Source organism: Rhodococcus sp. NPDC054953 (assembly GCF_053609225.1).
This window is the reverse complement of the sequence record NZ_JBSGXD010000005.1, coordinates 13582-36514: the sequence shown is the minus strand read 5'-3', so window position 1 is coordinate 36514 and position 22933 is coordinate 13582. Positions and strand designations below refer to the sequence as shown.

20 protein-coding genes are annotated in these 22933 nt (G+C 71.4%); 7 read left to right on the top strand and 13 right to left on the bottom strand.

Annotation, left to right across the window (positions count from 1 at the left end):
• Nucleotides 1-161 precede the first annotated feature (161 nt).
• The 3 genes from ilvC to ACWF62_RS05260 form a co-directional block, all read right to left on the bottom strand.
• Nucleotides 162-1163: a ketol-acid reductoisomerase gene (gene ilvC, locus ACWF62_RS05270; protein WP_378506744.1), complete on the bottom strand. Its 1002-nt coding sequence runs from the start codon at nucleotides 1161-1163 to the stop codon at nucleotides 162-164.
• Between the two features lie 63 nt (nucleotides 1164-1226).
• Nucleotides 1227-1730 carry an acetolactate synthase small subunit gene (gene ilvN, locus ACWF62_RS05265; RefSeq protein ID WP_378506566.1) on the bottom strand — a complete coding sequence of 168 codons (504 nt, stop codon included), beginning with the start codon at nucleotides 1728-1730 and terminating at the stop codon, nucleotides 1227-1229.
• The gene (locus ACWF62_RS05260) at nucleotides 1727-3667 is read right to left on the bottom strand and encodes an acetolactate synthase large subunit (protein ID WP_378506565.1); all 1941 of its coding nucleotides are present in this window, start codon (nucleotides 3665-3667) and stop codon (nucleotides 1727-1729) included. The genes ilvN and ACWF62_RS05260 overlap by 4 nt, the downstream gene beginning before the upstream one ends.
• Nucleotides 3668-3953: 286 nt before the next feature.
• Between ACWF62_RS05260 and ACWF62_RS05255 the strand changes: the two genes are divergently transcribed.
• Both ACWF62_RS05255 and ilvD read left to right on the top strand, forming a co-directional pair.
• Nucleotides 3954-4475 carry a PH domain-containing protein gene (locus ACWF62_RS05255; RefSeq protein ID WP_452629564.1) on the top strand — a complete coding sequence of 174 codons (522 nt, stop codon included), beginning with the start codon at nucleotides 3954-3956 and terminating at the stop codon, nucleotides 4473-4475.
• 88 nt (nucleotides 4476-4563) lie between these two features.
• Nucleotides 4564-6405: a dihydroxy-acid dehydratase gene (gene ilvD / locus ACWF62_RS05250; RefSeq protein ID WP_378506563.1), complete on the top strand. Its 1842-nt coding sequence runs from the start codon at nucleotides 4564-4566 to the stop codon at nucleotides 6403-6405.
• Between the two features lie 72 nt (nucleotides 6406-6477).
• On the opposite strand, the gene ACWF62_RS05245 is transcribed toward ilvD, so the two are convergent.
• Complete coding sequence (locus tag ACWF62_RS05245; protein ID WP_378506562.1) at nucleotides 6478-7281, bottom strand: DoxX family protein; 804 nt, start codon at nucleotides 7279-7281, stop codon at nucleotides 6478-6480.
• A 77-nt stretch (nucleotides 7282-7358) separates the two neighbouring features.
• Between ACWF62_RS05245 and ACWF62_RS05240 the strand changes: the two genes are divergently transcribed.
• On the top strand, nucleotides 7359-8498 hold the full coding sequence (locus tag ACWF62_RS05240; RefSeq protein WP_378506561.1) for a PQQ-dependent sugar dehydrogenase: 1140 nt from the start codon (nucleotides 7359-7361) through the stop codon (nucleotides 8496-8498).
• Between the two features lie 20 nt (nucleotides 8499-8518).
• Here the strand turns inward: ACWF62_RS05240 and ACWF62_RS05235 are convergent, their stop codons facing one another.
• The 5 genes from ACWF62_RS05235 to ACWF62_RS05215 all read right to left on the bottom strand — a co-directional run bounded on the left by ACWF62_RS05235 (nucleotide 8519) and on the right by ACWF62_RS05215 (nucleotide 14390).
• The gene (locus ACWF62_RS05235; RefSeq protein WP_378506560.1) at nucleotides 8519-9718 is read right to left on the bottom strand and encodes a cation:proton antiporter; all 1200 of its coding nucleotides are present in this window, start codon (nucleotides 9716-9718) and stop codon (nucleotides 8519-8521) included.
• A gap of 65 nt (nucleotides 9719-9783) precedes the next feature.
• The gene (gatB, locus tag ACWF62_RS05230) at nucleotides 9784-11292 is read right to left on the bottom strand and encodes an Asp-tRNA(Asn)/Glu-tRNA(Gln) amidotransferase subunit GatB (protein WP_378569969.1); all 1509 of its coding nucleotides are present in this window, start codon (nucleotides 11290-11292) and stop codon (nucleotides 9784-9786) included.
• Between the two features lie 90 nt (nucleotides 11293-11382).
• Nucleotides 11383-12414, bottom strand: coding sequence for an ATP-dependent 6-phosphofructokinase (locus ACWF62_RS05225; protein WP_452629563.1), 1032 nt, complete (start codon nucleotides 12412-12414; stop codon nucleotides 11383-11385).
• Nucleotides 12415-12491: 77 nt separating this feature from the next.
• Entirely contained in the window at nucleotides 12492-13154 is a 663-nt protein-coding gene (locus ACWF62_RS05220) for a response regulator (protein WP_378506557.1), read from the bottom strand.
• A gap of 9 nt (nucleotides 13155-13163) precedes the next feature.
• On the bottom strand, nucleotides 13164-14390 hold the full coding sequence (locus ACWF62_RS05215) for a sensor histidine kinase (RefSeq protein WP_378506743.1): 1227 nt from the start codon (nucleotides 14388-14390) through the stop codon (nucleotides 13164-13166).
• 188 nt (nucleotides 14391-14578) lie between these two features.
• On the opposite strand from ACWF62_RS05215, the gene ACWF62_RS05210 reads away from it, so the two are divergent.
• Nucleotides 14579-15244, top strand: a complete 666-nt coding sequence (locus ACWF62_RS05210) for a hypothetical protein (protein WP_452629562.1) — start codon at nucleotides 14579-14581, stop codon at nucleotides 15242-15244.
• Nucleotides 15244-16590, top strand: a complete 1347-nt coding sequence (locus ACWF62_RS05205; RefSeq protein ID WP_378569971.1) for an alpha/beta-hydrolase family protein — start codon at nucleotides 15244-15246, stop codon at nucleotides 16588-16590. The genes ACWF62_RS05210 and ACWF62_RS05205 overlap by 1 nt, the downstream gene beginning before the upstream one ends.
• Before the next feature lie 80 nt (nucleotides 16591-16670).
• On the opposite strand, the gene gatA is transcribed toward ACWF62_RS05205, so the two are convergent.
• Both gatA and gatC read right to left on the bottom strand, forming a co-directional pair.
• The gene (gene gatA, locus ACWF62_RS05200; RefSeq protein WP_378506554.1) at nucleotides 16671-18155 is read right to left on the bottom strand and encodes an Asp-tRNA(Asn)/Glu-tRNA(Gln) amidotransferase subunit GatA; all 1485 of its coding nucleotides are present in this window, start codon (nucleotides 18153-18155) and stop codon (nucleotides 16671-16673) included.
• A complete protein-coding gene (gatC, locus tag ACWF62_RS05195; RefSeq protein ID WP_378506553.1) occupies nucleotides 18152-18451 on the bottom strand; it encodes an Asp-tRNA(Asn)/Glu-tRNA(Gln) amidotransferase subunit GatC in 300 nt (99 codons plus the stop codon). Before gatC ends, gatA begins: the two co-directional genes overlap by 4 nt.
• A 291-nt stretch (nucleotides 18452-18742) precedes the next feature.
• On the opposite strand from gatC, the gene ACWF62_RS05190 reads away from it, so the two are divergent.
• Complete coding sequence (locus tag ACWF62_RS05190; protein WP_378506552.1) at nucleotides 18743-19393, top strand: ACT domain-containing protein; 651 nt, start codon at nucleotides 18743-18745, stop codon at nucleotides 19391-19393.
• A gap of 13 nt (nucleotides 19394-19406) precedes the next feature.
• On the opposite strand, the gene ACWF62_RS05185 is transcribed toward ACWF62_RS05190, so the two are convergent.
• Nucleotides 19407-19895 carry a GNAT family N-acetyltransferase gene (locus ACWF62_RS05185; RefSeq protein ID WP_378506551.1) on the bottom strand — a complete coding sequence of 163 codons (489 nt, stop codon included), beginning with the start codon at nucleotides 19893-19895 and terminating at the stop codon, nucleotides 19407-19409.
• 286 nt (nucleotides 19896-20181) lie between these two features.
• Here ACWF62_RS05185 and soxR point away from each other — a divergent pair, with 286 nt between their 5' ends.
• Entirely contained in the window at nucleotides 20182-20661 is a 480-nt protein-coding gene (gene soxR, locus ACWF62_RS05180) for a redox-sensitive transcriptional activator SoxR (RefSeq protein ID WP_378506550.1), read from the top strand.
• 57 nt (nucleotides 20662-20718) lie between these two features.
• On the opposite strand, the gene ligA is transcribed toward soxR, so the two are convergent.
• Nucleotides 20719-22842, bottom strand: coding sequence for an NAD-dependent DNA ligase LigA (ligA, locus tag ACWF62_RS05175; RefSeq protein ID WP_452629561.1), 2124 nt, complete (start codon nucleotides 22840-22842; stop codon nucleotides 20719-20721).
• Nucleotides 22843-22933: the final 91 nt, after the last annotated feature.

Here is a 22933-nt window from a genome sequence, read left to right as displayed (position 1 = left end):
TGGGTGGTGTTTTCTTCCCTCCCCCCACAGGGAAGGGGGCTGTTCTTGTTTCTCGAGGAAGGGTGTGTGTTGTGGGGGGGTCCCCCGCCCCCCGCGCTACCGCGCCCGTGCGTGATTTTTACCCCGATCGGGGTAAAAATCACGCACAGTGGCGAAGCCGCTCAGGCGGTCTCGGTGATCGGGCGATCGACCCAGCTCATCAGGTCGCGCAGCTTCTTGCCGGTGACCTCGATCGGGTGCTCGGCGTTCGCCTTGCGCAGGCCCTCGAGCTCGGTGTTGCCGTTCTCGACGTTGGCGACGAGGCGGCGGGTGAACTCGCCGGACTGGATGTCCGCGAGGATCGCCTTCATCCGCTCCTTGGTGCCCGCGTCGATGACCCGCGGACCGGACAGGTAGCCGCCGAACTCCGCGGTGTCGGACACCGAGTAGTTCATCCGGGCGATGCCACCCTCGTACATCAGGTCGACGATGAGCTTGAGCTCATGCAGCACCTCGAAGTAGGCCATCTCGGGGGCGTAGCCCGCCTCGACCATGACCTCGAAGCCGGTCTTGACGAGCTCCTCGGTGCCACCGCAGAGGACGGCCTGCTCACCGAACAGGTCGGTCTCGGTCTCCTCCTTGAAGGTCGTCTTGATGACGCCGGCGCGGGTACCGCCGATGCCCTTCGCGTAGGACAGCGCCAGGGCCTGGCCCTCGCCCTTCGGATCCTGGTGGACCGCGATCAGGGCCGGGACGCCCTTGCCGTCGGCGAACTGACGACGCACCAGGTGGCCCGGGCCCTTCGGCGCGACCATGCCGACCGTGACGTTGGCCGGGGGCTTGATCAGGTCGAAGTGGATGTTGAGGCCGTGTCCGAAGAACAGCGCGTCGCCGTCCTTGAGGTTCGGCTCGATGTCGTTCGTGTAGATCGACGCCTGCGCGGTGTCGGGCGCGAGCAGCATGATGACGTCGGCCCACTCGGCGACCTCGGCCGGGGTGCCGACGGTCAGGCCCTGCTCCTCGGCCTTCGCGCGGGACTTGGAGCCCTCCTTGAGACCGATGCGGACATCGACCCCGGAGTCGCGCAGGCTCAACGAGTGCGCGTGGCCCTGGCTGCCATAGCCGATCACCGCGACCTTGCGGCCCTGGATGATCGACAGGTCGGCGTCATCGTCGTAGAACATCTCGACTGCCACTGGTATTACCTCTCCTCTGGATACAGCCTTGCGGGAATGAGTAGAACTTAGCTAGCGGGTGGCCGTGATCGACTTCGGGCCACGTCCGACCGCGACGACACCCGACTGCACGATCTCGCGGATGCCGTACGGGTCGAGCATCCGGAGCAGCGCGTCGAGCTTGGACCGGGTACCGGTCGCCTCGACCGTGAGCGACTCCGGCGAGACATCGATCACCTTGGCGCGGAACAGGTTCACCGCCTCGATGACCTGGGTGCGGACGCTGGCGTCGGCGCGCACCTTGATGAGCACCAGCTCGCGCGCGACGGACGCCTCCCCCTCCTGCTCGACGATCTTGATGACGTTGACGAGCTTGTTCAGCTGCTTCGTCACCTGCTCGAGCGGGAACTCGTCGACGGTGACGACGATCGTCATCCGCGAGATGTCGGGCAGTTCGGTGCCGCCGACGGCGAGGGACTCGATGTTGAATCCACGCCGGGAGAAGAGTGCGGCCACCCGGGCCAGCACGCCCGGCTTGTCCTCGACGAGAACGCTCAGGGTGTGGCTGGTGCTCACTTGTCTTCCTCTCCCGCTGCAGCGGACGCGGCCGAACGCTGCTCGCGTTCCATCGCCTGGTGAATGACGGTCGGCTCGGCCACCGACTCGTCGTCATCGAACAGCGGACGGATGCCCCGCGCCGCCTGGATCTCGTCGTTGCTGGTGCCCGCCGCGACCATCGGCCACACCTGGGCGTCGGCACCGACGATGAAGTCGATCACGACCGGCTTGTCGTTGATCGACTGCGCCTCGCGGATCGCCGCCTCGACGTCCTCCTCCCGCTCGACCCGGATGGCGTGGCAGCCCAGCGCCTCACCGAGCTTGACGAAGTCGGGGATGCGGACCGCGCCGTGGGTGCCCAGGTTCGTGTTCGAGTACCGCTCCTCGTAGAAGAGGGTCTGCCACTGCCGGACCATGCCGAGGTTGCCGTTGTTGATCAGGGCAACCTTGATCGGCACGCCCTCGACCGCACAGGTCGCGAGCTCCTGGTTGGTCATCTGGAAGCAGCCGTCGCCGTCGATGGCCCACACTTCCTTCTCCGGGGCGCCCATCTTGGCGCCCATCGCGGCCGGGACCGCGTACCCCATGGTGCCGAGGCCGCCGGAGTTGAGCCAGGTGCGCGGCTTCTCGTACTTGACAAATTGGGCGGCCCACATCTGATGCTGGCCGACGCCCGCGCAGTAGACGGCGTCGGGACCGGCGAGCCTGCCGACCGCCTCGATCACGAACTCGGGCGAGAGCGCACCGTCGGACGGCTTGCCGTACGCCAGCGGGTAGGTGGTGCGCAGGCCGTCCAGGTACTCCCACCACGCGCCGAGGTCGAAGGTGGTTCCGGTGGCCAGGTCGGCGCGGATCGCCTCGATCAGCTCGACGATGACCTCCTTGCAGTCGCCGACGATCGGCACGTCCGCGTACCGGTTCTTGCCGATCTCGGCGGGGTCGATGTCCGCGTGGATGACCTTCGCGTCGGGGGCGAACGAGTCGAGCTGACCGGTGACCCGGTCGTCGAACCGCGCGCCGAGGGTGATCAGCAGATCCGAGCGCTGCAGCGCGGCGACGGCGGCGACGGCGCCGTGCATGCCGGGCATGCCGCAGTGCAACCGGTGGCTGTCGGGGAACGCGCCGCGGGCCATCAGGGTGGTCACGACCGGGATCCCGGTGAGCTCGGCGAGCTCGAGCAGCTCCGCGGACGCCTCGGCCTTGATGACGCCGCCACCGACGTAGAGGACCGGCGACGCCGACTCGGCGATCAGGCGGGCCGCCTCCCGCACCTGCTTGCCGTGCGGCTTGGACACCGGACGGTAGCCGGGCAGCCGCATCTCGGGCGGCCAGGAGAAGGTGGTCTGCGACTGCAAGATGTCCTTCGGGATGTCGACGAGGACCGCGCCCGGCCGACCGGAGGACGCCAGGTAGAACGCCTCGGCGATGATCCGCGGGATGTCGATCGGATCGGTGATGAGGAAGTTGTGCTTGGTGATCGGCATCGTGATGCCGGAGATGTCGGCCTCCTGGAAGCCGTCGGTGCCGATCAGGCTGCGCGCGACCTGCCCGGTGATCGCGACGACGGGAACCGAATCCATCTGCGCGTCGGCGAGCGGGGTCACCAGGTTCGTCGCGCCGGGGCCGGAGGTGGCCATGCAGACGCCGACCTTGCCGGTGGCCTGTGCGTACCCGGTCGCGGCGTGGCCGGCGCCCTGCTCGTGCCGGACCAGGACGTGCCGCACCTTCTGCGAGTCGAACAGCGGGTCGTAAACCGGGAGGACCGCGCCGCCGGGAATGCCGAACACGGTGTCCACCTCGAGCTCCTCGAGTGCCCGGACCACGGACTGGGCGCCGGTGACCCGCTCGGGTGCGACCTGGCGTCGGTTGCCGGGCTGGGGGGCTGCCGTCGTCGGTCCGGGCTGAGCCCCGGCCTTGCGCGGCGTTGGCTGCGGCCGTGCGGTTGGTGCGCTCACTGGTGATTCCTCTGGTGTTGACGGTTCGAGCTGATTCCGGGCAACAAAAAACCCCCGTCAGCATTGTCTGCTGTACGAGGGTGGCGCGTCGTGCTGTGCGAGTTGACGGAAGTATCGACTCAGGCGACGACGCGCCGGCCGATTACGAGCAACTCATTCTGCTTCACGCGATAGAAGGTAGGCGCGTCAAGGGTGAACAGTCAACTTTTTTGAGCATGCTGTCCCAGAATGTGAGAGCGCCAGCTGCGAATGCGAGAATGGTGTGGTGTCGTCCCCATCGCAGCCCGTGCCACCGCCCCCATCCTCCCACACCCCCGGACCCGCCCCCACCGCAGAACCGGTCCGCCACTCCATTCAGATCTCGAGCCTCGGACTGCTCGGCGTCCTGCTGCTCGCCTTCGGCCTGAGCTTCGTGATCTTCGCCAGCCCGCCGTGGGTGTCGGTCCTCTGGCTCGTCCCGGTCGGCGTCGCCTACTGGATGCTGCGGGTCCGGACCGTCGTCGACGCCAGCGGGCTGCACGTCCGCCGGGTGTTCAGCAGCGAGGTCATCTCCTGGGACGAGATCAAGGGATTCCGGTTCCCCAAGCGCGGCGGCTGGGCGCGTGCCGAACTGACCGACGGCACCGAGAAGTCGCTGCCGGTCGTCACCTTCGGCCGCCTGCCGCTGATCGCCGAGGCAAGCGGCGGCCGCGTCACCGACCCGTACGCCGTCGCCGACCGGATCGAACGCGAACGCCACGACCGGGAGCACGCCGAGCAGGCGGAGTCGACTGGCAACGAGGCGGAGTCGGCTCCCGACGCCCACTGACCCGCGCGTACCGTTGGGGGGATACCCGGCGCGTTCTCCGGCCCCAGCCCACCGGACCGGTGCGCGCCCCGATGAGCGAAGGACGCCCATGCCCCCGCTGAGGTCACGCACCACCACCGTCGGACGCAATGCTGCCGGAGCCCGCTCGCTGTGGCGCGCCACCGGCATGACGGACTCCGACTTCGGCAAGCCGATCGTCGCGATCGCGAACTCCTACACGCAGTTCGTCCCGGGTCACGTGCACCTGAAGAACGTGGGCGACATCGTCGCCGAGGCGGTCCGCGCCGCGGGCGGCGTGCCGCGCGAGTTCCACACCATCGCCGTCGACGACGGCATCGCGATGGGCCACGGCGGCATGCTGTACTCGCTGCCGAGCCGCGAGATCATCGCCGACTCCGTCGAATACATGGTGAACGCGCACACCGCCGACGCGCTGGTGTGCATCTCCAACTGCGACAAGATCACCCCCGGCATGCTCAACGCCGCGATGCGCCTGAACATCCCGACGGTGTTCGTCTCCGGCGGACCGATGGAGGCGGGCAAGGCGGTCGTCGTCGGCGGTGTCGCGCAAGCCCCCACCGACCTGATCACCGCCATCTCCGCCTCCGCGAACGACGCCGTCACCGACGACGGGCTCGACGAGGTCGAGCGCAGCGCCTGCCCGACCTGCGGGTCCTGCTCGGGGATGTTCACCGCGAACTCGATGAACTGCCTCACCGAGGCGCTCGGGCTGTCGCTGCCCGGCAACGGGTCGACGCTGGCCACCCACGAGGCGCGGCGCGCGCTGTTCTCCCGCGCGGGCACCACCGTCGTCGAGGCCGCGCTGCGGTACTACCGCGACGAGGACGAGTCGGTGCTTCCCCGGAATATCGCCTCCCCCAAGGCGTTCGAGAACGCGATGGCGCTCGACGTCGCGATGGGCGGCTCCACCAACACGGTGCTGCACACCCTCGCCGCCGCGCAGGAGGGCGAGGTCGACTTCGACCTGACCACCATCGACGCGATCAGCCGTCGGGTGCCGTGCCTGTCGAAGGTCTCCCCGAATTCCGACTACCACATGGAAGACGTGCACCGGGCGGGCGGAATCCCCGCGATCCTCGGCGAACTGCGCCGCGCCGGACTGCTGCATACCGACGTGTCCACGGTGCACACCGCGAGCTTCGACGAGTGGCTCGACACCTGGGACATCCGCTCCGGCAAGGCGTCCGACGAGGCCATCGAACTCTTCCACGCCGCGCCGGGCGGAGTCCGCACCACCGAGCCGTTCTCCACGGCGAACCGGTGGAGCGCCCTGGACACGGACGCCGCGGGTGGCTGCATCCGCGACCTCGAGCACGCGTACACCGTCGAGGGCGGCCTGTGCGTGCTGCGCGGCAACATCGCCGTCGACGGCGCGATCCTCAAGACCGCGGGAATCGACGAGGACCTGTTCTCCTTCCAGGGCCCGGCGGTCGTCGTCGAGTCGCAGGAGGAGGCGGTCTCGGTGATCCTGCAGAAGCAGATCAAGCCGGGCGACGTGATCGTGGTGCGCTACGAGGGCCCGAAGGGCGGCCCCGGGATGCAGGAGATGCTGCACCCCACCGCATTCCTCAAGGGCGCGGGCCTCGGCAAGGTGTGCGCGCTCGTCACCGACGGCCGCTTCTCCGGCGGCACCTCGGGCCTGTCGATCGGGCACATCTCGCCCGAGGCGGCGGCGGGCGGCGTCATCGGGCTGGTGGAGAACGGCGACCAGATCCGCATCGACGTCACCACCCGCGCCCTCGAGGTGCTCGTCGACGATGCGGTCCTCGCCGAGCGGCGCGCCAAGATGGAGGCCCGCGAGCGACCGTGGCAGCCCGTAGACCGGCAGCGCACCGTCACGACCGCTCTGCGCGCGTACGCCGCGCTCGCGACCTCCGCCGACAAGGGTGCGGTCCGGCAGGTCCCGTAGCCACACCGCCTCGGGTGAGGGGCACCTTCGACCGGTCCGACCGGTCCAAGGTGCCCCTCACCCGTTCGGGTGTCAGGACAGGGGGTTCGCCCCGTTGAGGAAAATCCACAGGCACACCCCGCCCGCGACGCCGAGCAACAGCACCACGAAGGACCCGACGTGCGGTCTGGTCGCCCACTTGCGGCGGCCGTCGACGGAGATGCGGCCCGGGCCGGTGAGCACGATCGCGACCAGCATCGCCGTCAGCAGCAGTTCGAGTTCGGGCCCGTCCGGGGCGAACCACTGCAGGCCCGGTTCCGCCGCCTGGGTGACACACCAGGCGTTGATCAGGACGGCGAGCAGACCGGCCGCGGCGAGCGGGGTGAACAGCCCGAGGATCAGCAGCGCCCCGGCGGCCACCTCACCGATCGCCCCGGCCAGGGCCAGCCACCGCGCCTGCTCGAAGCCCGACTCGACGAGGAAGGCCTCGAAGCCGTCGAGTCCCGGGCCACCCCAGATCCCGAACAGCTTCTGCAGACCGTGCGCAAGGGCAACCGCACCGACCGCGACCCGCAGCACGAGGAGGCCCAGGTCGAGGGTGCCGCGCGGGGTCCGTTGCGCCGCCGCCGGGGGCACCGCCTCCGGCGCCGCTACGGGCGCGGCCAGTGCCGCGGCAAGCTCGCGGTCGTAGGAGTCCGCCGTCCGCAACTCCTCGGTCGGGTGCGGCGGCGCCGGGTCGGGGTGGTCCCCGCCCCCGTACGAGGGGATCTGTTCGGTCGGCATCAACCCGAGGTCGTCATCGCTCGTGGGGAACCGTTCCGTCGGCTGGTCGAACGGGCTCGCCGCCGCGGGCCCGAAGCCGTCACTGTCCTTGTGCTGTCGCGGGTTGTCGGTCACGAAATCCAGCGTAGAACGGGTGGGTCACCGCCGACCGGTTCGGCGCGCGGGCGGACCGTTGTCGTACCGTGCCAGGTATGGCGATCTCTCGTGCGGCGTACCGCACCGCGGCGCTGTCCACGCTCGCCGCGGTTGCCCTCACCGGCTGCGCACGCTTCGACGACAGCGCATCGACCCCGTTCACTCCGGTGCCGACGTTCTCCGCGGGCGACGTCGAACCCCGGTCGCCCGGCACACCGCCGCCGACCACGACCCCCGGCGAGACGACAACGGAGCCCGCGCCGTGCGTCGATCCCGACCCCGCGGTCATCGCCACCTGCCTGGACACCACCGCCTCGGTCACGATGCTGCCCGGCGGCCAGTCCGCCCTGGTCACCGAGCGCCGGACCGGACGGATCCTGCGGGTCGCGCCCGGCGCGCCGGTCCAGGAGGTGGCGCGGGTCGCCGTCGACGGCTCCGGCGACGGCGGCCTGCTCGACATCGCCCTGTCCCCCACCTACGCCGAGGACAACCTCCTGTACGCCTACATCACCACGGCGGGCGACAACCGGGTGGTGCGAGTCGCCCCCGGTGACACCCCGAAGGACGTCCTGACCGGCATCCCGCGCGGCGCACGTGGCAACGCGGGCGCCCTCGTCTTCACCGGGCCGAGCGAACTCGCGGTCCTCACCGGCAACGCCGGAAACCCCGCGGCCGCAACGGACCCCGCCTCGCTCGCCGGGAAGCTGCTCCGGGTCACCGGGCTCACCCCTGCGCAGGACCATCCGGCGCCGCAGGTGCTGCTCTCCGGGATCGGCACGGCAGGAGACGTGTGCGTCAATCCCCTCGGCGGTGGCGTGTGGGTCACCGACCGGACCGTCCTCGAGGATCGGCTGCAGCGCGTTGCGGCGGACGGCGCGACCGGAACGCCGGTGTGGACGTGGCCGGACCGGCCCGGTGTCGCAGGCTGCACCGCCGTCGACGGCGGGGTCGCGGTGGCGCTCGGCGACGGCAAGGCCCTCGCTGTGCTCCCGATCGACGGACGGACCGGTGCCGCGCAGGCCGCGCCGTCGCTGATCGCGCAGGAGAAGTACGGCCGGCTCGGCGGTGCCGCGCTCGGCGCGAACAGCGAGGTCTGGGTATCGACCGTCAACAGGTCCGGCGGCGAGGCTCCTGGGCCGAACGACGACCGGGTGGTCCGAATCCCCGCACCCCAGGGCGGCGGCGGCTTCGACTGATCGCCACGCCGCGGCGGCGGTCAGCCTGCGGGTGTCGGGGCAGGCCGCCGGTCCAGCAGCGACGCCGCGGTCGGCAGCAGCAGCACCGTGATCGCGCCCGCCGCGACCAGGATTGACGCATTCGCGGTGGTCATCTGCCCGGCGTCGACCGCGACCTGAGTCACCGCGACGATCAGCGGCAGGCCGGTCGCGGCGTACAGCCCGACCCGGGCCCGCGCCAGCACCTGCGGGGGCGTCGCCGTCCCGTCGGGGCCGCGGTCGAAGCGTTCGGCCACGAACACCGGCACCCCCCGCACCAGCAGGATCAGGACGAAGAAGACCACCAGGACACCGGGATTCGCGGCGACGGCGGACACGTCGATGGCCATGCCCGAGGTCACGAAGAAGATCGGGATCAGCAGCCCGAACGCCAACCCGTCGAGCTTGGCCTCGAGCTTCTCGTCCCCGCGCGGGAAGGCCCGGCGCAGGATGAACCCGGCCGCGAACGCGGCGAGGATGCCGTCCACGTCGAAGAGCGCGGCCAGCGCGCCGAGCGAGACGAGCAGCAGGATCGTCAGGCGCACCGTCGTCTGCGCGGTGGTCTCGGAGCCGAGCCGGATGATCGAAAGCACCTTCGACCCCTCGCGGCGCACCGCGGCCGGGATGAACGCGACCGCGACCGCGGCGGCCGTGAACAGGCCGAGCACGATCACCGATCCGATCGTCCCGCGCGACCCGAGCAGCACCGCCATCGCGACCACCGGCCCCAGCTCGCCGACCGCGCCGTGGTTGAGGACGGTCCGGCCGAGCGGGGTGGCGATGACCCCGCTGTCCTTGAGGATCGGCAGCAGCGTGCCCAGCGCCGTCGAGGTGAGCGCGATCGCGACGGCGACCTCCGCGTCGATCGCGCCGGTCGCCCCGAGAATCCCGATCACGGTGAACGCCAACACCAGGCACACCAGCCAGGTGACCAGCGCGCGGCGGCCGCCGCGCCCGGTCAACTCGTCGGTGTCGATCTCGAACCCGGCGAGCAGGAACAGCATCCCCAGACCCAGTTCACGCAGCAGACCGATCTCCGGCCCCGCCGCAGCGAGGTCGAGCACGTGCGGCCCGATGATGATGCCCGCGATCAGCAGCAGCACCACCTCGGGCACCAGCTTCCGCGGCACCAGACCGGCGAGCAGCGGCGCGATCACCGCGCACAGGGCTATCCAGAACAGCGAGGCCGATACCGAGGGCATGGACCCGATTATCGGGCCAGCGCCCCCGGTTTCCGGTCAGCGCGCCGCGGTGCGGCGGATTCGGTTCAGGAGCAGGCGGCGATGACGAGTTCCTTGACCCGCGCCGGGTCGGCCTGTCCGCGGGTGGCCTTCATGACGTCACCGACGATCTTGCCCGCGGCAGCGACCTTGCCGCTGCGGATCTTCTCGGCGATGTCGGGGTTCGCGGCGAGCGCCTCGTCGACGGCGGCCTGCAACGCCGAGTCGTCCCGGACCACCTCGAGTCCGCGGGCGGCGACAACCTGCTCCGGTTCGCCCTCGCCATCGAGCACCCCGTCGATGACCTGGCGGGCCAGCTTATTCGTCAGCTTGCCGTCGGCGACGAGCGCGATGACGGTCGCGACCTGTGCCGGGGTGATCGCGAGCGCACCCAGCTCGACGCCGCGGGAGTTGGCCTGCTGCGACAGGTACGCGACCCACCACGACCGCGCCTCCGATGCCGGTGCACCCGCCTCGGTGGTCGCGATGACCAGGTCAAGGGCGCCCGCGTTGACGAGGTCGCGCATCTCCTCGTCGGAGACCCCCCACTCGGCCTGGATGCGGGCGCGCCGCAGCCACGGCAGCTCCGGCAGCGTGCCGCGCAGTTCCTCGACCCACGCGGCGTCGGGGGCGACCGGCTCGAGGTCCGGCTCCGGGAAGTAGCGGTAGTCCTCGGCGGTCTCCTTGCGGCGGCCCGCGGAGGTGGTGCCGTCCGCCTCCTGGAAGTGCCGGGTCTCCTGGATCACCTCGCCGCCCGCGACGAGAACCGCTGCCTGGCGGCGCATCTCGTAGCGGACCGCCACCTCGACGGACTTGAGCGAGTTGACGTTCTTGGTCTCGGTGCGGGTGCCGAACTCCGGCGCGCCGATCGGCATCAGCGAGATGTTCGCGTCGCAGCGCATCGACCCCTGGTCCATCCGGACGTCGGAGACGTCGAGGGCCTTGAGCAGATCCCGCAGCGCGGTGACGTAGGCGCGGGCGACCTCCGGGGCGCGTTCCCCGGCGCCGGTGATCGGCTTGGTGACGATCTCGACGAGCGGCACGCCTGCCCGGTTGTAGTCGAGCAGCGAGTGGCTCGCGCCGTGGATGCGTCCGGTCGCGCCGCCGACGTGCAGCGACTTGCCGGTGTCCTCCTCCATGTGCGCGCGCTCGATATCGACCCGCCAGGTGCTGCCGTCGTCGAGGACCACGTCGAGGTAGCCGTCGGTGGCGATCGGCTCGTCGTACTGCGAGATCTGGTAGTTCTTCGGCTGATCCGGGTAGAAGTAATTCTTCCGCGCGAACCGGCCCCACGGGGTGATCGAGCAGTTCAACGCGAGCCCGATCCGGATCGCGGACTCGACCGCGGCCGCGTTCACCACCGGCATCGACCCGGGCAGGCCGAGGCACACCGGGCACACCTGGGTGTTCGGCTCTGCGCCGAAGGTGGTCGGGCAGCCGCAGAACATCTTGGTTGCGGTGTGCAGTTCGACGTGCACCTCCATGCCCATCACGGGCTCGAACGTCGCGAGCACGTCGTCGTAGGCGAGCAGGTCATCGGACATGGCGGCAGTCATGGCCCCGAGTTTATTCGCCCCCGCCACGCCGTTACGACCCGCATCCGGCTCCGCCGGGGACGACCCGCGCCCGACTCGACCCGCGCCCGCTCAGCCGAAGATGACCCGCATCTCCTGATACCGGCCGAGCGGGACACTCTTGTGGTCGGCGAGCGCCTCGTCGAAGTGCACCGCCGCGATGTCGGTGCCGTGCAGCGCGACCATGTTTCCCCACTCCTGCCGGGCAACCAGGTCGGTGACGGCCATCCCGAGCCGCGTCGCGAGGACCCGGTCGAACGCGGTGGGGACGCCGCCACGCTGGATGTAGCCGAGCACGGTGGCGCGGGTCTCGATGCCGGTCCGTTCCTCGATCATCGGCGCGAGGACCTCGGCGATGCCGCCGAGCCGGGGCCGGTCGAACCCGTCGCGGCCCTTCGTCGAGTGCGCCTCGGTCATGTCCGGGAGGGTGAAACCCTCGGCGACGACGACCATCGGGGCGCGGCCGCGGTCCCGGACGCTGGTCACCCAGGTGCAGATCTGTTCGATGCTCTCCGGATGTTCGGGGATCAGGATGGCGTGGGCGCCGCCCGCGGTCCCGGAGTGCAAAGCGATCCAGCCTGCGCCGCGACCCATCACCTCGAGCACCATGCACCGTTTGTGCGAGTTGCCGGTGGTCCGCAGGCGGTCGATCGCCTCGGTCGCGATCTCGACGGCGGTGTCGAAACCGAACGTGTAGTCCGTCGCGTCGAGGTCGTTGTCGATGGTCTTCGGGACGCCGACGATCTTGATGCCCTCGTCGTAGAGGCGTTGCGACGCGGCGGCGGTGCCCTCGCCGCCGATGGCGATCACCGCGTCGACGCCGAGCCGCTCCATCGTGCCCGCGATCGCGTGCGCGCCCCCACCGGGGCCCTGATAGGGGCCGAATCGGCTGGTGCCCAGGATGGTGCCGCCCTCGTGTGACAGGCCGCGAACGGTCGGCCGGTCGAGGTCGATCATGGTGCCCTCAACCAGACCCCGCCAGCCGTCCAGAAATCCGACGAACCGCTGGCCGTACACGGTGGTGCCCTTGAGGACCGCGCCGCGAATGACCGCGTTCAATCCGGGGCAGTCGCCCCCGCTGGTGAGAATTCCGACCGTGGTCATCGGGCACCCCTGTCCGCGCGCGTCGTCCGTGCCCCATCCTGCCCCCGCCGGACGGCGGCGTCATCCCGGCCACGGGATCAGCCGGGGGTGACGACACCCGTCTCGTACGCGAGGACCACCGCCTGGGCGCGGTCCCGCAGGTGCAGCTTCGCGAGCACCTTCCCGACATGGGTCTTGACGGTCTGCTCGGCAACGAACAGGGACTCGGCGATCTCGGTGTTGGACAGGCCCCGCGCGATCAGTTCGAGCACCTCCCGTTCGCGGGGTGTCAGCGTCGCGAGCTGCGCCGGCTCGGTCCTGCGTGCCACCCGCCGGGCCGCGACGTCCGCGATCAACCGCCGGGTGACCGACGGGGCGAGCAGCGCCTCGCCGTCCGCGACGACGCGGACCGCACGGATCAACTCGTCGGCGGGGGCGTCCTTGAGCATGAAGCCGCTGGCCCCGACCCGCAGCGCCTCGTACACGTAGTCGTCGATGTCGAAGGTGGTCAGCATCAGCACCCGGACCGGCGGCTGCACCGACGCGGCGAGGATCCGCTCGGCCGCCTCGAGACCGTTGAGCTCCGGCATCCGGACGTCCATCAGCACCACGTCGGGCCGCAGCCGGAGCACCTCCTCGACCGCGACCTTGCCGTTCGGGGCGTCCCCGACGACGCTGATGTCCGGTTGCGCGGCGAGCAGCGCCCCGAAGCCCTGCCGCACCATCGCCTGATCGTCCGCAATGAAGACCGTGATCGCCACCCGGCCAGCCTAGGGGTGCCCGGCGACCGGACCGAACTGTGGACCGGGCACCAGGCCACCCACAAACGACGGGATCCGGGCCCGCACCTCGAAGCCGCCCCCGGCGACGGGATGGGCGGTCAGGGTGCCGCCGACGGACAGGGCCCGATCCCGCATCCCGACGATGCCGTGCCCGCCGCCGCTGCCCGCCTGTGACACCTCCTGCGCGGCAGCGCCGTTCGTCACCACGAGTTCGGTCGTCGTGGCATCCCCGGTGAGGCCGACCTGGACGGCGGCACCCGGGGCATGCCGCGCCGCGTTCGCGAGTGACTCCTGCAGGATCCGGTACACCGCGAGACCGCACGTCTCGGGGAGGGCGGGCAGCGGCCCCCGCTCGACGGTCACCGTCATGCCCGCGCGCCGGCTGCCGTCGATCAGGTCGTCGATCCGGTCTATGCCGGGCACCGGGGCGCTGTCGGGGGTGTGGCCGTCGCTGCGGAGCACCCCCAGCATGCCGCGGATCTCGTTGAGCGCGTCCCGGGCGGTGGCCCCGATCGAGTCGAACTCGGCCCGCGTCTCATCGGACAGGTCGGCCAGCCGGTACGGTGCGCTCTGCGCCTGCACCACCACCAGCGACATGTGGTGGGCCACGACGTCGTGCAGGTCCCGCGCGATCCTGGCGCGTTCCTCGAGCACCGCGCGGCGGGCGCGCTCCACCTCCGTCTCCTCCTCCTGCAGGGCGAGCTGCCTGCGGGAGAGGACCAGCCACCGGATCAGCAGACCGAACACGACGAGGGCGGTCAGCCCGACCGCCCAGCCGCGCCCGTCCTGCCCCGGCGCGTTCGCGAGGAACAGCAGCGTCGTCGCGAGCCAGGCCACCCCGACGATCGGCAGCGGCGAACGCATGCTCACCGCGAGCAGCAGCGCCATCAGCACCATCACGTGCACGACCTGCCACGGGAAGTCGTAGTCCGGGACGCGGTCGTACACCAGCGGGATCACCAGCGCCCCCGCCGCCGAGATCGACCATCCCAGTGCGGGGTTCGCCCGCACGAATACCAGCGGCAGCGCGGCGAGACCGGCGACCACCGGCTGCACCCCGGCCGGGACGTGGTGTGTCACCTGCAGTGTCGGCCACGCGATGGTGAACAGGACCGCCGTCACGAAGGCGATACCGACATCCCATCGCTGGGATCGGTTCAGCCTGGCGAGCCGGGGGCCCGCCGTCGCTGCGGCGTCCCGTGCGGCCGCGTCCAATGCTCGTTTCGTTCTACCCACACCCGAGAACACTAGGAAGGCCGGGCCGGATTGTCCTCACACCACGGGGGGAGATCGCCCCAGTACCGGGGTATCGGACCCCGCGGTCGCCCGTACCGCGGGTGCCACCGACGAACCAACCCCGGGAGGGATGTTCGCAGGTGGGCGCCGTTTCTAGCGTCGATGCCATGCGCAAATCCACCCTGGCCGTGTTCACCGCGGGCAGCGCCATCGCCCTGTCCGCCGCGCTCGCACCGCCGCCGGTACAGGCCTCCGCCCGGGCGGAGGCACCGTCTCAGGTGGCCCGTGCGGTCGAGGCGCTCGTCACGGGCGGCGCCGACGCCGCGGCCGCCGCGATCCCGGACGACTTCGCCGACGTCGCCGGCTACCGCCCGGTCACCGACGGCGCCATGCTGATCAATCCGAACGGGCAGTGCTCGTCACCGGTCCCCCTGCCCGCCGAGTTCGACGGCGCCTGCCGGGGCCACGACCTCGGCTACGACCTGCTCCGGTACGCCGACCGCACCGGGACCCCGTTGGGCGGATGGGCGCGGCGGAGCCTGGACCGGCAGCTCGGGCAGCGTATGCACGACGCGTGCACGACCCGCCCCGACGACCTGACTCGCGCGTCGTGCGGTGTCGTCGCCGACGCCGCCGTCGCGGCGGTGCAGGCGAACTCGTGGCGGCAGGGCTTCGGCGTCCCGGTCCGGGAGCCGGTCGGCCCGATTGCTGCCGGTGTCGGTGGGGCGGCGCTGTTGGGGGCCGCGCTCGCGGCGGCGCACCGACGGCGCGGCAGGGCACACGCGGCGGCGGCGCCGGTCCTCGCCGGCGCGTCGCGGGCGGTGCGGGCGTGATGACGACGCTTCCCCGCACCGCGGTCGGTGCCCGACTCTCCGTCACGGCGGCGTCCGCGCTGCCCCGGGTGTCGAGCACGGTGGCCGTCACCGCGCTGATCGTGGCCTCCCTGATGCCGTCGCTGCTTCCCCGGTCGGCTCCGGTGCAGGCCGGGGTCACCGGCGTGTTCGCGGTGCTCGGTGTCGTGGCCGGCGCCGGGTGGCGGCGGCTGCGCGGCGACCGCGCCGCGGCGTCGGTGACGGTGCGGGGCTGGGTTGCGGCGGCGGCGCTCACCACCCTCGGGGCGGCGCTGACCGGTGCTGCCCGCTGGCAGAGCGGGCTGCGCGCCGCGACCGGGCTCCCCGACGTCGGTGTCGCGCACTGGGTTCTGGTCTCGGCGGGAGCCGTCGCGGTCGCCGCGTCGATCACCGGTGCGGCGGCGCTGCTGCGGTCCGCGGCCCGCCGGCTCGGCCGGTACCGCCTCATCGCGGGGCTGCTCGGCTGCGTGCTCGCCGTCACCTCGTGCACGGCGCCCGCGGTCGCCTCGGCCGACGGTCCCGAACCGGTGCTGCGGCAGCCGACCTCGCCGGCGATGTCGGGCAGCACCGCCTCCCCGGTGGGGTGGGAGAGCCTCGGCGTTGAGGGCCGCCGCTTCGTCACCGCCCCCGCGGCCGACGGGGTGACCCGCACCTATGTCGGGCTCGACAGCGCACCCGATCTCGCGGCGCGGGTGACACTCGCGGTGGCCGACCTGGAGCGGTCCGGCGGGCTGACCCGCTCCCATCTGGTGATCGCGGTGCCGACGGGGTCGGGGTGGATCGACGCCGGGGCGATCGCCGGGATGGAGCGGCGATTCGGTGGTGACGTCGCGGAGGTCGCGGTGCAGTACTCGGCGGCGCCGAGCTGGGTGACGTTCGTGTTCGACCGGGGCAGCGCCGAGGAGGCGGCCCGCGCCCTGTACCGGGCGGTGGCCCACCGGGTGTCGCTGCTCCCCGAGGACCGGCGGCCCCGCCTGCACCTGTATGGGCAGAGCCTCGGCGCGGTGGGTGTCGACGCGGCGCTGTCCGAACCGGTCGCGGTGCCCGCGTGCGGCAATCTCGTCGCGGGCCCACCGGCGGGCCGGGTCCCGACCGCGGACACCGTGGTGCTGGCCAATTCGTCGGACCCCGTCGTGCACTGGTCGCCGCGGCTGCTGGTCGCGCCGCCCCGGCTCGCCGGTGTCCGGCCGGACGCCCCGACACCGGCGTGGCTTCCGGTGCTGAGCTTCCTGCAGACCAGCGTCGACCTGCTCACCGCACTCGATGCCGCACCGGGCCACGGGCACCGCTACGGCACCGACCAGGGCACCCGACTTCCGACCTGCTGACGGGGGCCCGACGCGCGCCCCCGAACGACGCTCGGCCCGGGCCCCGATGGCGGGGTCCGGGCCGAGCCGGTCGAACACGGTCAGGCGACGGGCGAGCCGATCGGTCCGCGGGCGGCCTCGTACGCGGCACCGACCCGGTAGAGCCGTTCGTCGGCGAGTGCCGGGGCCATGATCTGCAGGCCGACCGGCAGGTTGTCGTCCGCGGACAACCCGGACGGCACCGACATCGCGCAATGGCCGGCCAGGTTGGTCGGCAGGGTGCACAGGTCGGACAGGTACATCGCCAGCGGGTCGTCCACCTTCTCCCCCAGCTTCCACGGGGTGAACGGGCTGGTCGGCGAGACGAGGACGTCGACCTTCTCGTAGGCGGCGTCGAAGTCGCGGGCGATCAGGGTGCGCACCTTGAGCGCGGAGCCGTAGTAGGCGTCGTAGTAGCCCGACGACAGCGCGTAGGTGCCAATCATGATGCGCCGCTTGACCTCCTTGCCGAAACCGGCGGCGCGGGTCGCGGCCATCACCTGGTCGGCGCTCATGGTGCCGTCGTCGACCCGCATTCCGTAGCGCATCGCATCGAACCGGGCCAGGTTGGAGGACACCTCGCTCGGCAGGATCAGGTAGTAGGCGGCCAGCGCGTGCAGGAAGTTCGGGCAGGACACCTCGACCACCTCGGCACCGAGGTCGGTCAGCTGCGTGACGGCGGCATCGAACGAGGAGAGGACGCCTGGCTGGTAGCTGTCCGAGTGCAGTTCCTTCACGACGCCAACGCGAACGCCCGTCAGGTCGCCGGTCGCGCCGCGGCGGGCCGCCTCGACGACGGGACGCACCGGGGCGTCGATGGAGGTGGAGTCGCGCGGGTCGTGTCCGGCGATCACCTCGTGCAGCAGCGCGGTGTCCAGGACGGTGCGGCCACACGGGCCGCCCTGGTCGAGCGAGGACGCGCAGGCGACGAGACCGAACCGGGAGACGGTGCCGTAGGTCGGCTTGGTCCCGACCGTCGCGGTCACCGCTGCGGGCTGCCGGATCGAGCCGCCGGTGTCGGTGCCGATCGCGAGCGGCGCCTGATTCGACGCCAGCGCCGCGGCACTGCCGCCGCCGGAACCGCCGGGGATCCGGCCGGTGTCCCACGGGTTCCTGGTCGGACCGTACGCGGAGTTCTCCGTCGACGAGCCCATCGCGAACTCGTCCATGTTCGTCTTGCCGAGGACCGGGATCCCGGCCGCGCGCAGCTTCGTGGTGAGCGTCGCGTCGTACGGCGCGACCCAACCCTCGAGAATCTTCGACCCGCAGGTGGTTGGCGCGTCGGTGGTGGTGAAGACGTCCTTGAGTGCCAGCGGGACGCCCGCCAGCGGCGAGGCAGGGGCCCCACCCGCGGCCAACGCCTCATCGACCTGCTTCGCCGCGGTCAGCGCCGCGTCACCGGAGACGTGCAGGAACGCGTTGTACTCGCCGTCGACGGCGGCGATCCGGTCCAGGTGCGCCTGGGTGACCTCGACGGAGGACACCTCGCGGGCGTGGATCTTCGACGCGAGGACGGCGGCGTCGAGGGTGGTCAGGTCGGCGGTCACTGCTCTTCTCCCAGGATCTGCGGGACGGCGAAACGCTCCTGCTCGACGGCGGGCGCACCGGACAGCGCCTGCTCGGGCGTCAGTCCCGGCACCACCACGTCGGGGCGGGTCACGTTGAGCAGCGCGTACGGGTTCGCGGTCGGCGGGACGTCGTCCGCGGCGACCTCCGCGACGGTCTTGACGTGGCTGAGAATCGAATCGAGCTGGCCGGCGAACTCGTCGAGTTCGGCGTCGGACAGCGCGAGCCGGGACAGCCGGGCGAGGTGAGCAACCTCGTCGCGGGAGATGGCAGGCACCCGTGGGCCCCTTTCAGGTCGGCGTCAGGAGATCCGCCCCAGCCTATCGGCTGCGCCGGAACCGGCTGCACGCAGCGCCCGGGGCGGCCGATCCGTTTCGACGCAGGAACGTCTCGATGTCCGCCGCTGTGACGGTTCCGCTGCGAGCAGGGCTGACCCGTCGCGGCCGCACGCGCCGCCGCGGAGTCCGTCCGTGATGGAAGGATGGTTCGCGCGGGGGCATCGACGACTCCCGTTCGCCGGTGGCCGAGCGGCCTCGCCGACGGCGAACAGTCGTGACAAAGGAATTCCGTGTCGTACCTATTGCGTGTCCAGCTACCCGATCGACCCGGCAGCCTGGGCGCACTGGCCGTTGCACTCGGTTCCGTCGGCGCGGACATCCTCTCCCTCGACGTGGTCGAGCGGGGCTCGGGGTTCGCCGTCGATGATCTCGTCGTCGATGTCGCGCACGGGTCGCTGCCGGACACCCTCATCACCGCGGCCGAGCACCTGTCGGGGGTGCGGGTCGACTCGATCCGCCCCTACACCGGCCTGCTCGACACCCACCGTGAGCTGGAACTGATCGACCAGGTCGCGACCGCCCGCGACGACCGCCTGCAGGTGCTGGTCGACGGTGCCGCCCGGGTGCTGCGGGTCAGCTGGGCGACCGTGGTCGGGGTCGGTCCGCACGGCGCGTTCCGGGTCGTCGGCAGCACGGGCGCCCCGGAGACGCATGCCGGTGACGTGCCGTGGATGCCACTGCGGAAGCCGACGATCCTCGACGGCGGCGCCGACTGGGTGCCGGGGATCTGGCGGGACATGGACACGACCCTCGCCGCCGCGCCGCTCGGCTCGTCGGGGCGGGTGCTGATGCTGGGACGCTCCGGTGGCCCGGAGTTCCGCCCGTCCGAGGTCGCCAGGCTCGGCTATCTCGCGGGCATCGTCGCGACCGTGTTGGGCTGATCCGCCCGACCGGTCAGACGATCTCGCGGACCAGGACGGTGAGGTCGGCGCCGGGCGCGGGCGCCCAGTCGCGTTCCGGGGCAGGCACGAAGTCGTTGCGATCGTAGATGCGGCGGGCCTCGATCATCTCGGGCTCGGTGGAGAGCACCACCGCCTGCAATCCGCGGTCGTATGCGGTGTCGAGGACGTGCCGGACCAGCGCCGAGCCGGCCCCCTTGCCGCGGGCCGCGGACGAGACCGCGAGCATCCGGAACTCGAGTTCGCCGGGCCGGGCCACGTCGGCGAACGGGCTGCCCGGCTCGGCGATGGTGACCGAGCCGACGACCTCGCCGTCCCATTCGGCGACCAGGACCTCGGCGTCCTCGGCTCGGGACGCGGTGTCGCGCAATCGCTCGACGTACGTGCTGGTCTCGGCGACGAATCCGCCCCCGACGTAGGAGTCGACGGTCAGCGCGGCCACGGCGTCGAAGTCGGCGGGGTCGGCGGGGCGCACGGTGATCATGGCGTCACTATCGCAGCACCCCGACACCGGCCTCAAGCACCTCGGACACGCAGGTCACGGCGCGTCGCCCCTCCCCCGAAGGCTCCCCCACCCCCGCCCAAACCGCATTGACCTGCACAAACGCAACCTGTGACGCGGCGGCGCGCACCCGCCCACGGCGGGTCCGGGCCGGACGCGTGATGTTCACCACCGGGCTCGCCGCGGCGTGAGGGCGTTCACCTTGCCGCGCGGCCGCCCGAAGCGGAAGCTGAAGTCGACTTCATCTGCCGGGAAGAGGGAGGCGCGGGTGCGCACCACGGATCTGCTGACCGTCGGCGAGGTGTCCGAACGCAGCGGGCTCGCGCCGTCCGCGTTGCGCTACTACGAGACCCAGGGCCTGATCGAGAGCACCCGCACGACCGGGAATCAGCGCCGCTATCAGCGCAGTGTGCTCCGCAAGATCGCGTTCATTCGGGCGGCCCGCGGCATCGGGCTCACCCTCGACGAGATCGCCGCCACGATGAGCACCCTCCCCGGCGGCCGCGCACCAACCCGGTCCGACTGGGCGCGGGTGTCCCGGAGCTGGCGTGGTCGCATCGAGGAGCAGATCGAGGCACTCGAGGCGCTCCGCGACGGCCTGGAGTCGTGCATCGGCTGCGGGTGCCTGTCCCTGCAGACCTGCGCGCTGTCCAATCCGAACGACGCCGCCGCGACCTACGGACCCGGCGCCGCCTTCCTCCCCGAGGCACTGCACCGCGACGACGGCGGTCACCACGGCCATCACTAGGGCCGAATCACGGTGCCGCCCATAGGATCCGGTGCGGACCCGCCGACGATCGGCGGGTCACCCGTCGGTGTCGGTGGGCGCGACCGCAGCGGGCCCACCGTCGAGCAGCCGAACGAATCCCGCCTCGTCGAGGATCGGCACCCCCAGCTGTTCCGCCTTGTCCGCCTTCGATCCGGGAGCGTCGCCGATGACGACGAACGCCGTCTTCTTGGACACCGATCCGGCCGCCTTGCCGCCGCGCTGCAGGATCGCCTCCTTCGCACCGTCCCGGGTGAACCCGACCAGCGACCCGGTGACGACGATCGACAGGCCCTCCAGCGTGCGCTCGATCGACTCGTCGCGTTCGTCCTCCATCGACACGCCCGCCGCGCGCCACTTCTCGACGATCCGACGGTGCCAGTCGACGCCGAACCATTCGACGACGGCCGCCGCGATCGTGCCGCCGACACCGTCGACCGCGGCGAGCTCCTCCACCGACGCCGCCTCGATCCGTGCCAGGCTGCCGAACGCCGACGCAAGCGCGCGGGCCGCGGTCGGGCCGACGTGCCGGATCGACAGGGCGACCAGCACCCGCCACAGCGGCTGCGTCTTCGAGCGGTCGAGGTTGTCGAGCAACCGCTTCCCATTCGCGGACAGCGTGCCCGCCTTGGTGGTGAACAGCGCCGTCCGCATCAGCTCGTCGGCGGTGAGGGCGAACAGGTCGCCCTCGTCCCCGATCACGCCCGCCTCGAGCAGCGCGGTCGCGGCCTCGTAGCCGAGGACCTCGATGTCGAATGCGCCGCGCCCGGCGACGTGGAACACCCGTTCCCGCAGCTGGGCCGGGCAGGACCGCTGGTTGGGGCAGCGGATGTCGGCGTCGCCCTCCTTCGCCGGGGCGAGCTCGGTGCCGCACTCCGGGCAGTGGGTCGGCATCACGAACTCGCGTTCGGTGCCGTCCCGCAGATCCACCACCGGGCCAAGCACCTCCGGAATCACCTCGCCCGCCTTGCGGATCACCACGGTATCCCCGATCAGCACGCCCTTGCGCCTGACCTCCGACCCGTTGTGCAGCGTCGCCAGGGACACCGTCGACCCGGCGACGGTGACCGGTTCCATGTACGCGAACGGGGTGACGCGGCCGGTGCGACCGACGCTGACCCGGATGTCGAGCAGCCTGGTGGTCGCCTCCTCCGGCGGATACTTGTAGGCGATCGCCCACCGCGGGGCCCGGGAGGTCACGCCGAGCCTGCGGTGCAACGACATCTCGTCGACCTTGACGACCAGGCCGTCTATCTCATGCTCGACGTCGTGCCGGTGCTCGTCCCAGTAGCCGACCCTGGCAACCACCGCGTCCGCGCCCTGCACCCGCGCGGTGTGCGTGGAGACCGGCAGCCCCCAGGCGGCGAGGGCGGTGTAGCCGTCGTGCTGGCTGACCGGTTCGAAGCCCTCCGTGCGGCCGAGTCCGTGGCAGATCATCCCGAGCCTGCGCTTCGCGGTGACCGCCGGATTCTTCTGCCGCAGCGACCCGGCCGCGGAGTTGCGGGGGTTCGCGAACGGCGCCTTGCCCTCCGCCACGAGGGAGGCGTTGAGCGCCGCGAAGTCCTCGAGCCGGAAGAACACCTCGCCGCGCACCTCGAGCAGGGCCGGGATCGGATACTCCGTGCTCGCAGTGAGGGTGTGGGGGATGTCGTCGATGGTGCGGGCGTTCAGGGTGACGTCCTCACCGGTGCGGCCGTCACCGCGGGTGGCGGCACGGACCAGTCGTCCGTTCTCATACACCAGATTCAGGGCGACCCCGTCGATCTTCACCTCGCACAGGTAGTGCGGCGCCGCGTCACCCGGCAGCTCCCCCTCGATCCGTGCGATCCAGGCCCGCAGTTCGGCCTCGTCGAAGACGTTGTCGAGACTGAGCATTCGCTCGAGATGGTCCACGGCGGTGAACTCGGTCGCGAAGCCGCCGCCGACGAGCTGGGTCGGCGAATCGGCGGCCCGCAGTTCGGGACGCCGCTCCTCCAGGTCGGTGAGCTGCCGCAGCAACGCGTCGAACTCACCGTCGGAAATGGTCGGTGCATCCTTAACGTAGTAACGGAACTGATGCTCGCGCACCTCCTCCGCGAGCCGCTGCCACTCGTCGCGTTCCTCGGCGGTCGCTGACTCGACGTCTCGGTCGGGGTCGGCCGCAGCTGCCACGTTCTCCGTCACGCCAGAAAGGCTATCCCAGCCCACCGACACCCCGCCCCATGCGTTCAACGGGGGTTCACGTGCCACTTCCTGCGCCCGGATGGCCCATGAA

Coding starts and splice junctions, on each gene's coding strand:
- ilvC (WP_378506744.1), bottom strand. CDS start 1,163: ATGTTCTACGACGATGACGCCGACCTGTCGATCATCCAGGGCCGCAAG.
- ilvD (WP_378506563.1), top strand. CDS start 4,564: ATGCCCCCGCTGAGGTCACGCACCACCACCGTCGGACGCAATGCTGCC.
- ACWF62_RS05240 (WP_378506561.1), top strand. CDS start 7,359: ATGGCGATCTCTCGTGCGGCGTACCGCACCGCGGCGCTGTCCACGCTC.
- ACWF62_RS05235 (WP_378506560.1), bottom strand. CDS start 9,718: ATGCCCTCGGTATCGGCCTCGCTGTTCTGGATAGCCCTGTGCGCGGTG.
- gatB (WP_378569969.1), bottom strand. CDS start 11,292: ATGACTGCCGCCATGTCCGATGACCTGCTCGCCTACGACGACGTGCTC.
- ACWF62_RS05225 (WP_452629563.1), bottom strand. CDS start 12,414: ATGACCACGGTCGGAATTCTCACCAGCGGGGGCGACTGCCCCGGATTG.
- ACWF62_RS05210 (WP_452629562.1), top strand. CDS start 14,579: ATGCGCAAATCCACCCTGGCCGTGTTCACCGCGGGCAGCGCCATCGCC.
- ACWF62_RS05205 (WP_378569971.1), top strand. CDS start 15,244: ATGACGACGCTTCCCCGCACCGCGGTCGGTGCCCGACTCTCCGTCACG.
- ACWF62_RS05185 (WP_378506551.1), bottom strand. CDS start 19,895: ATGATCACCGTGCGCCCCGCCGACCCCGCCGACTTCGACGCCGTGGCC.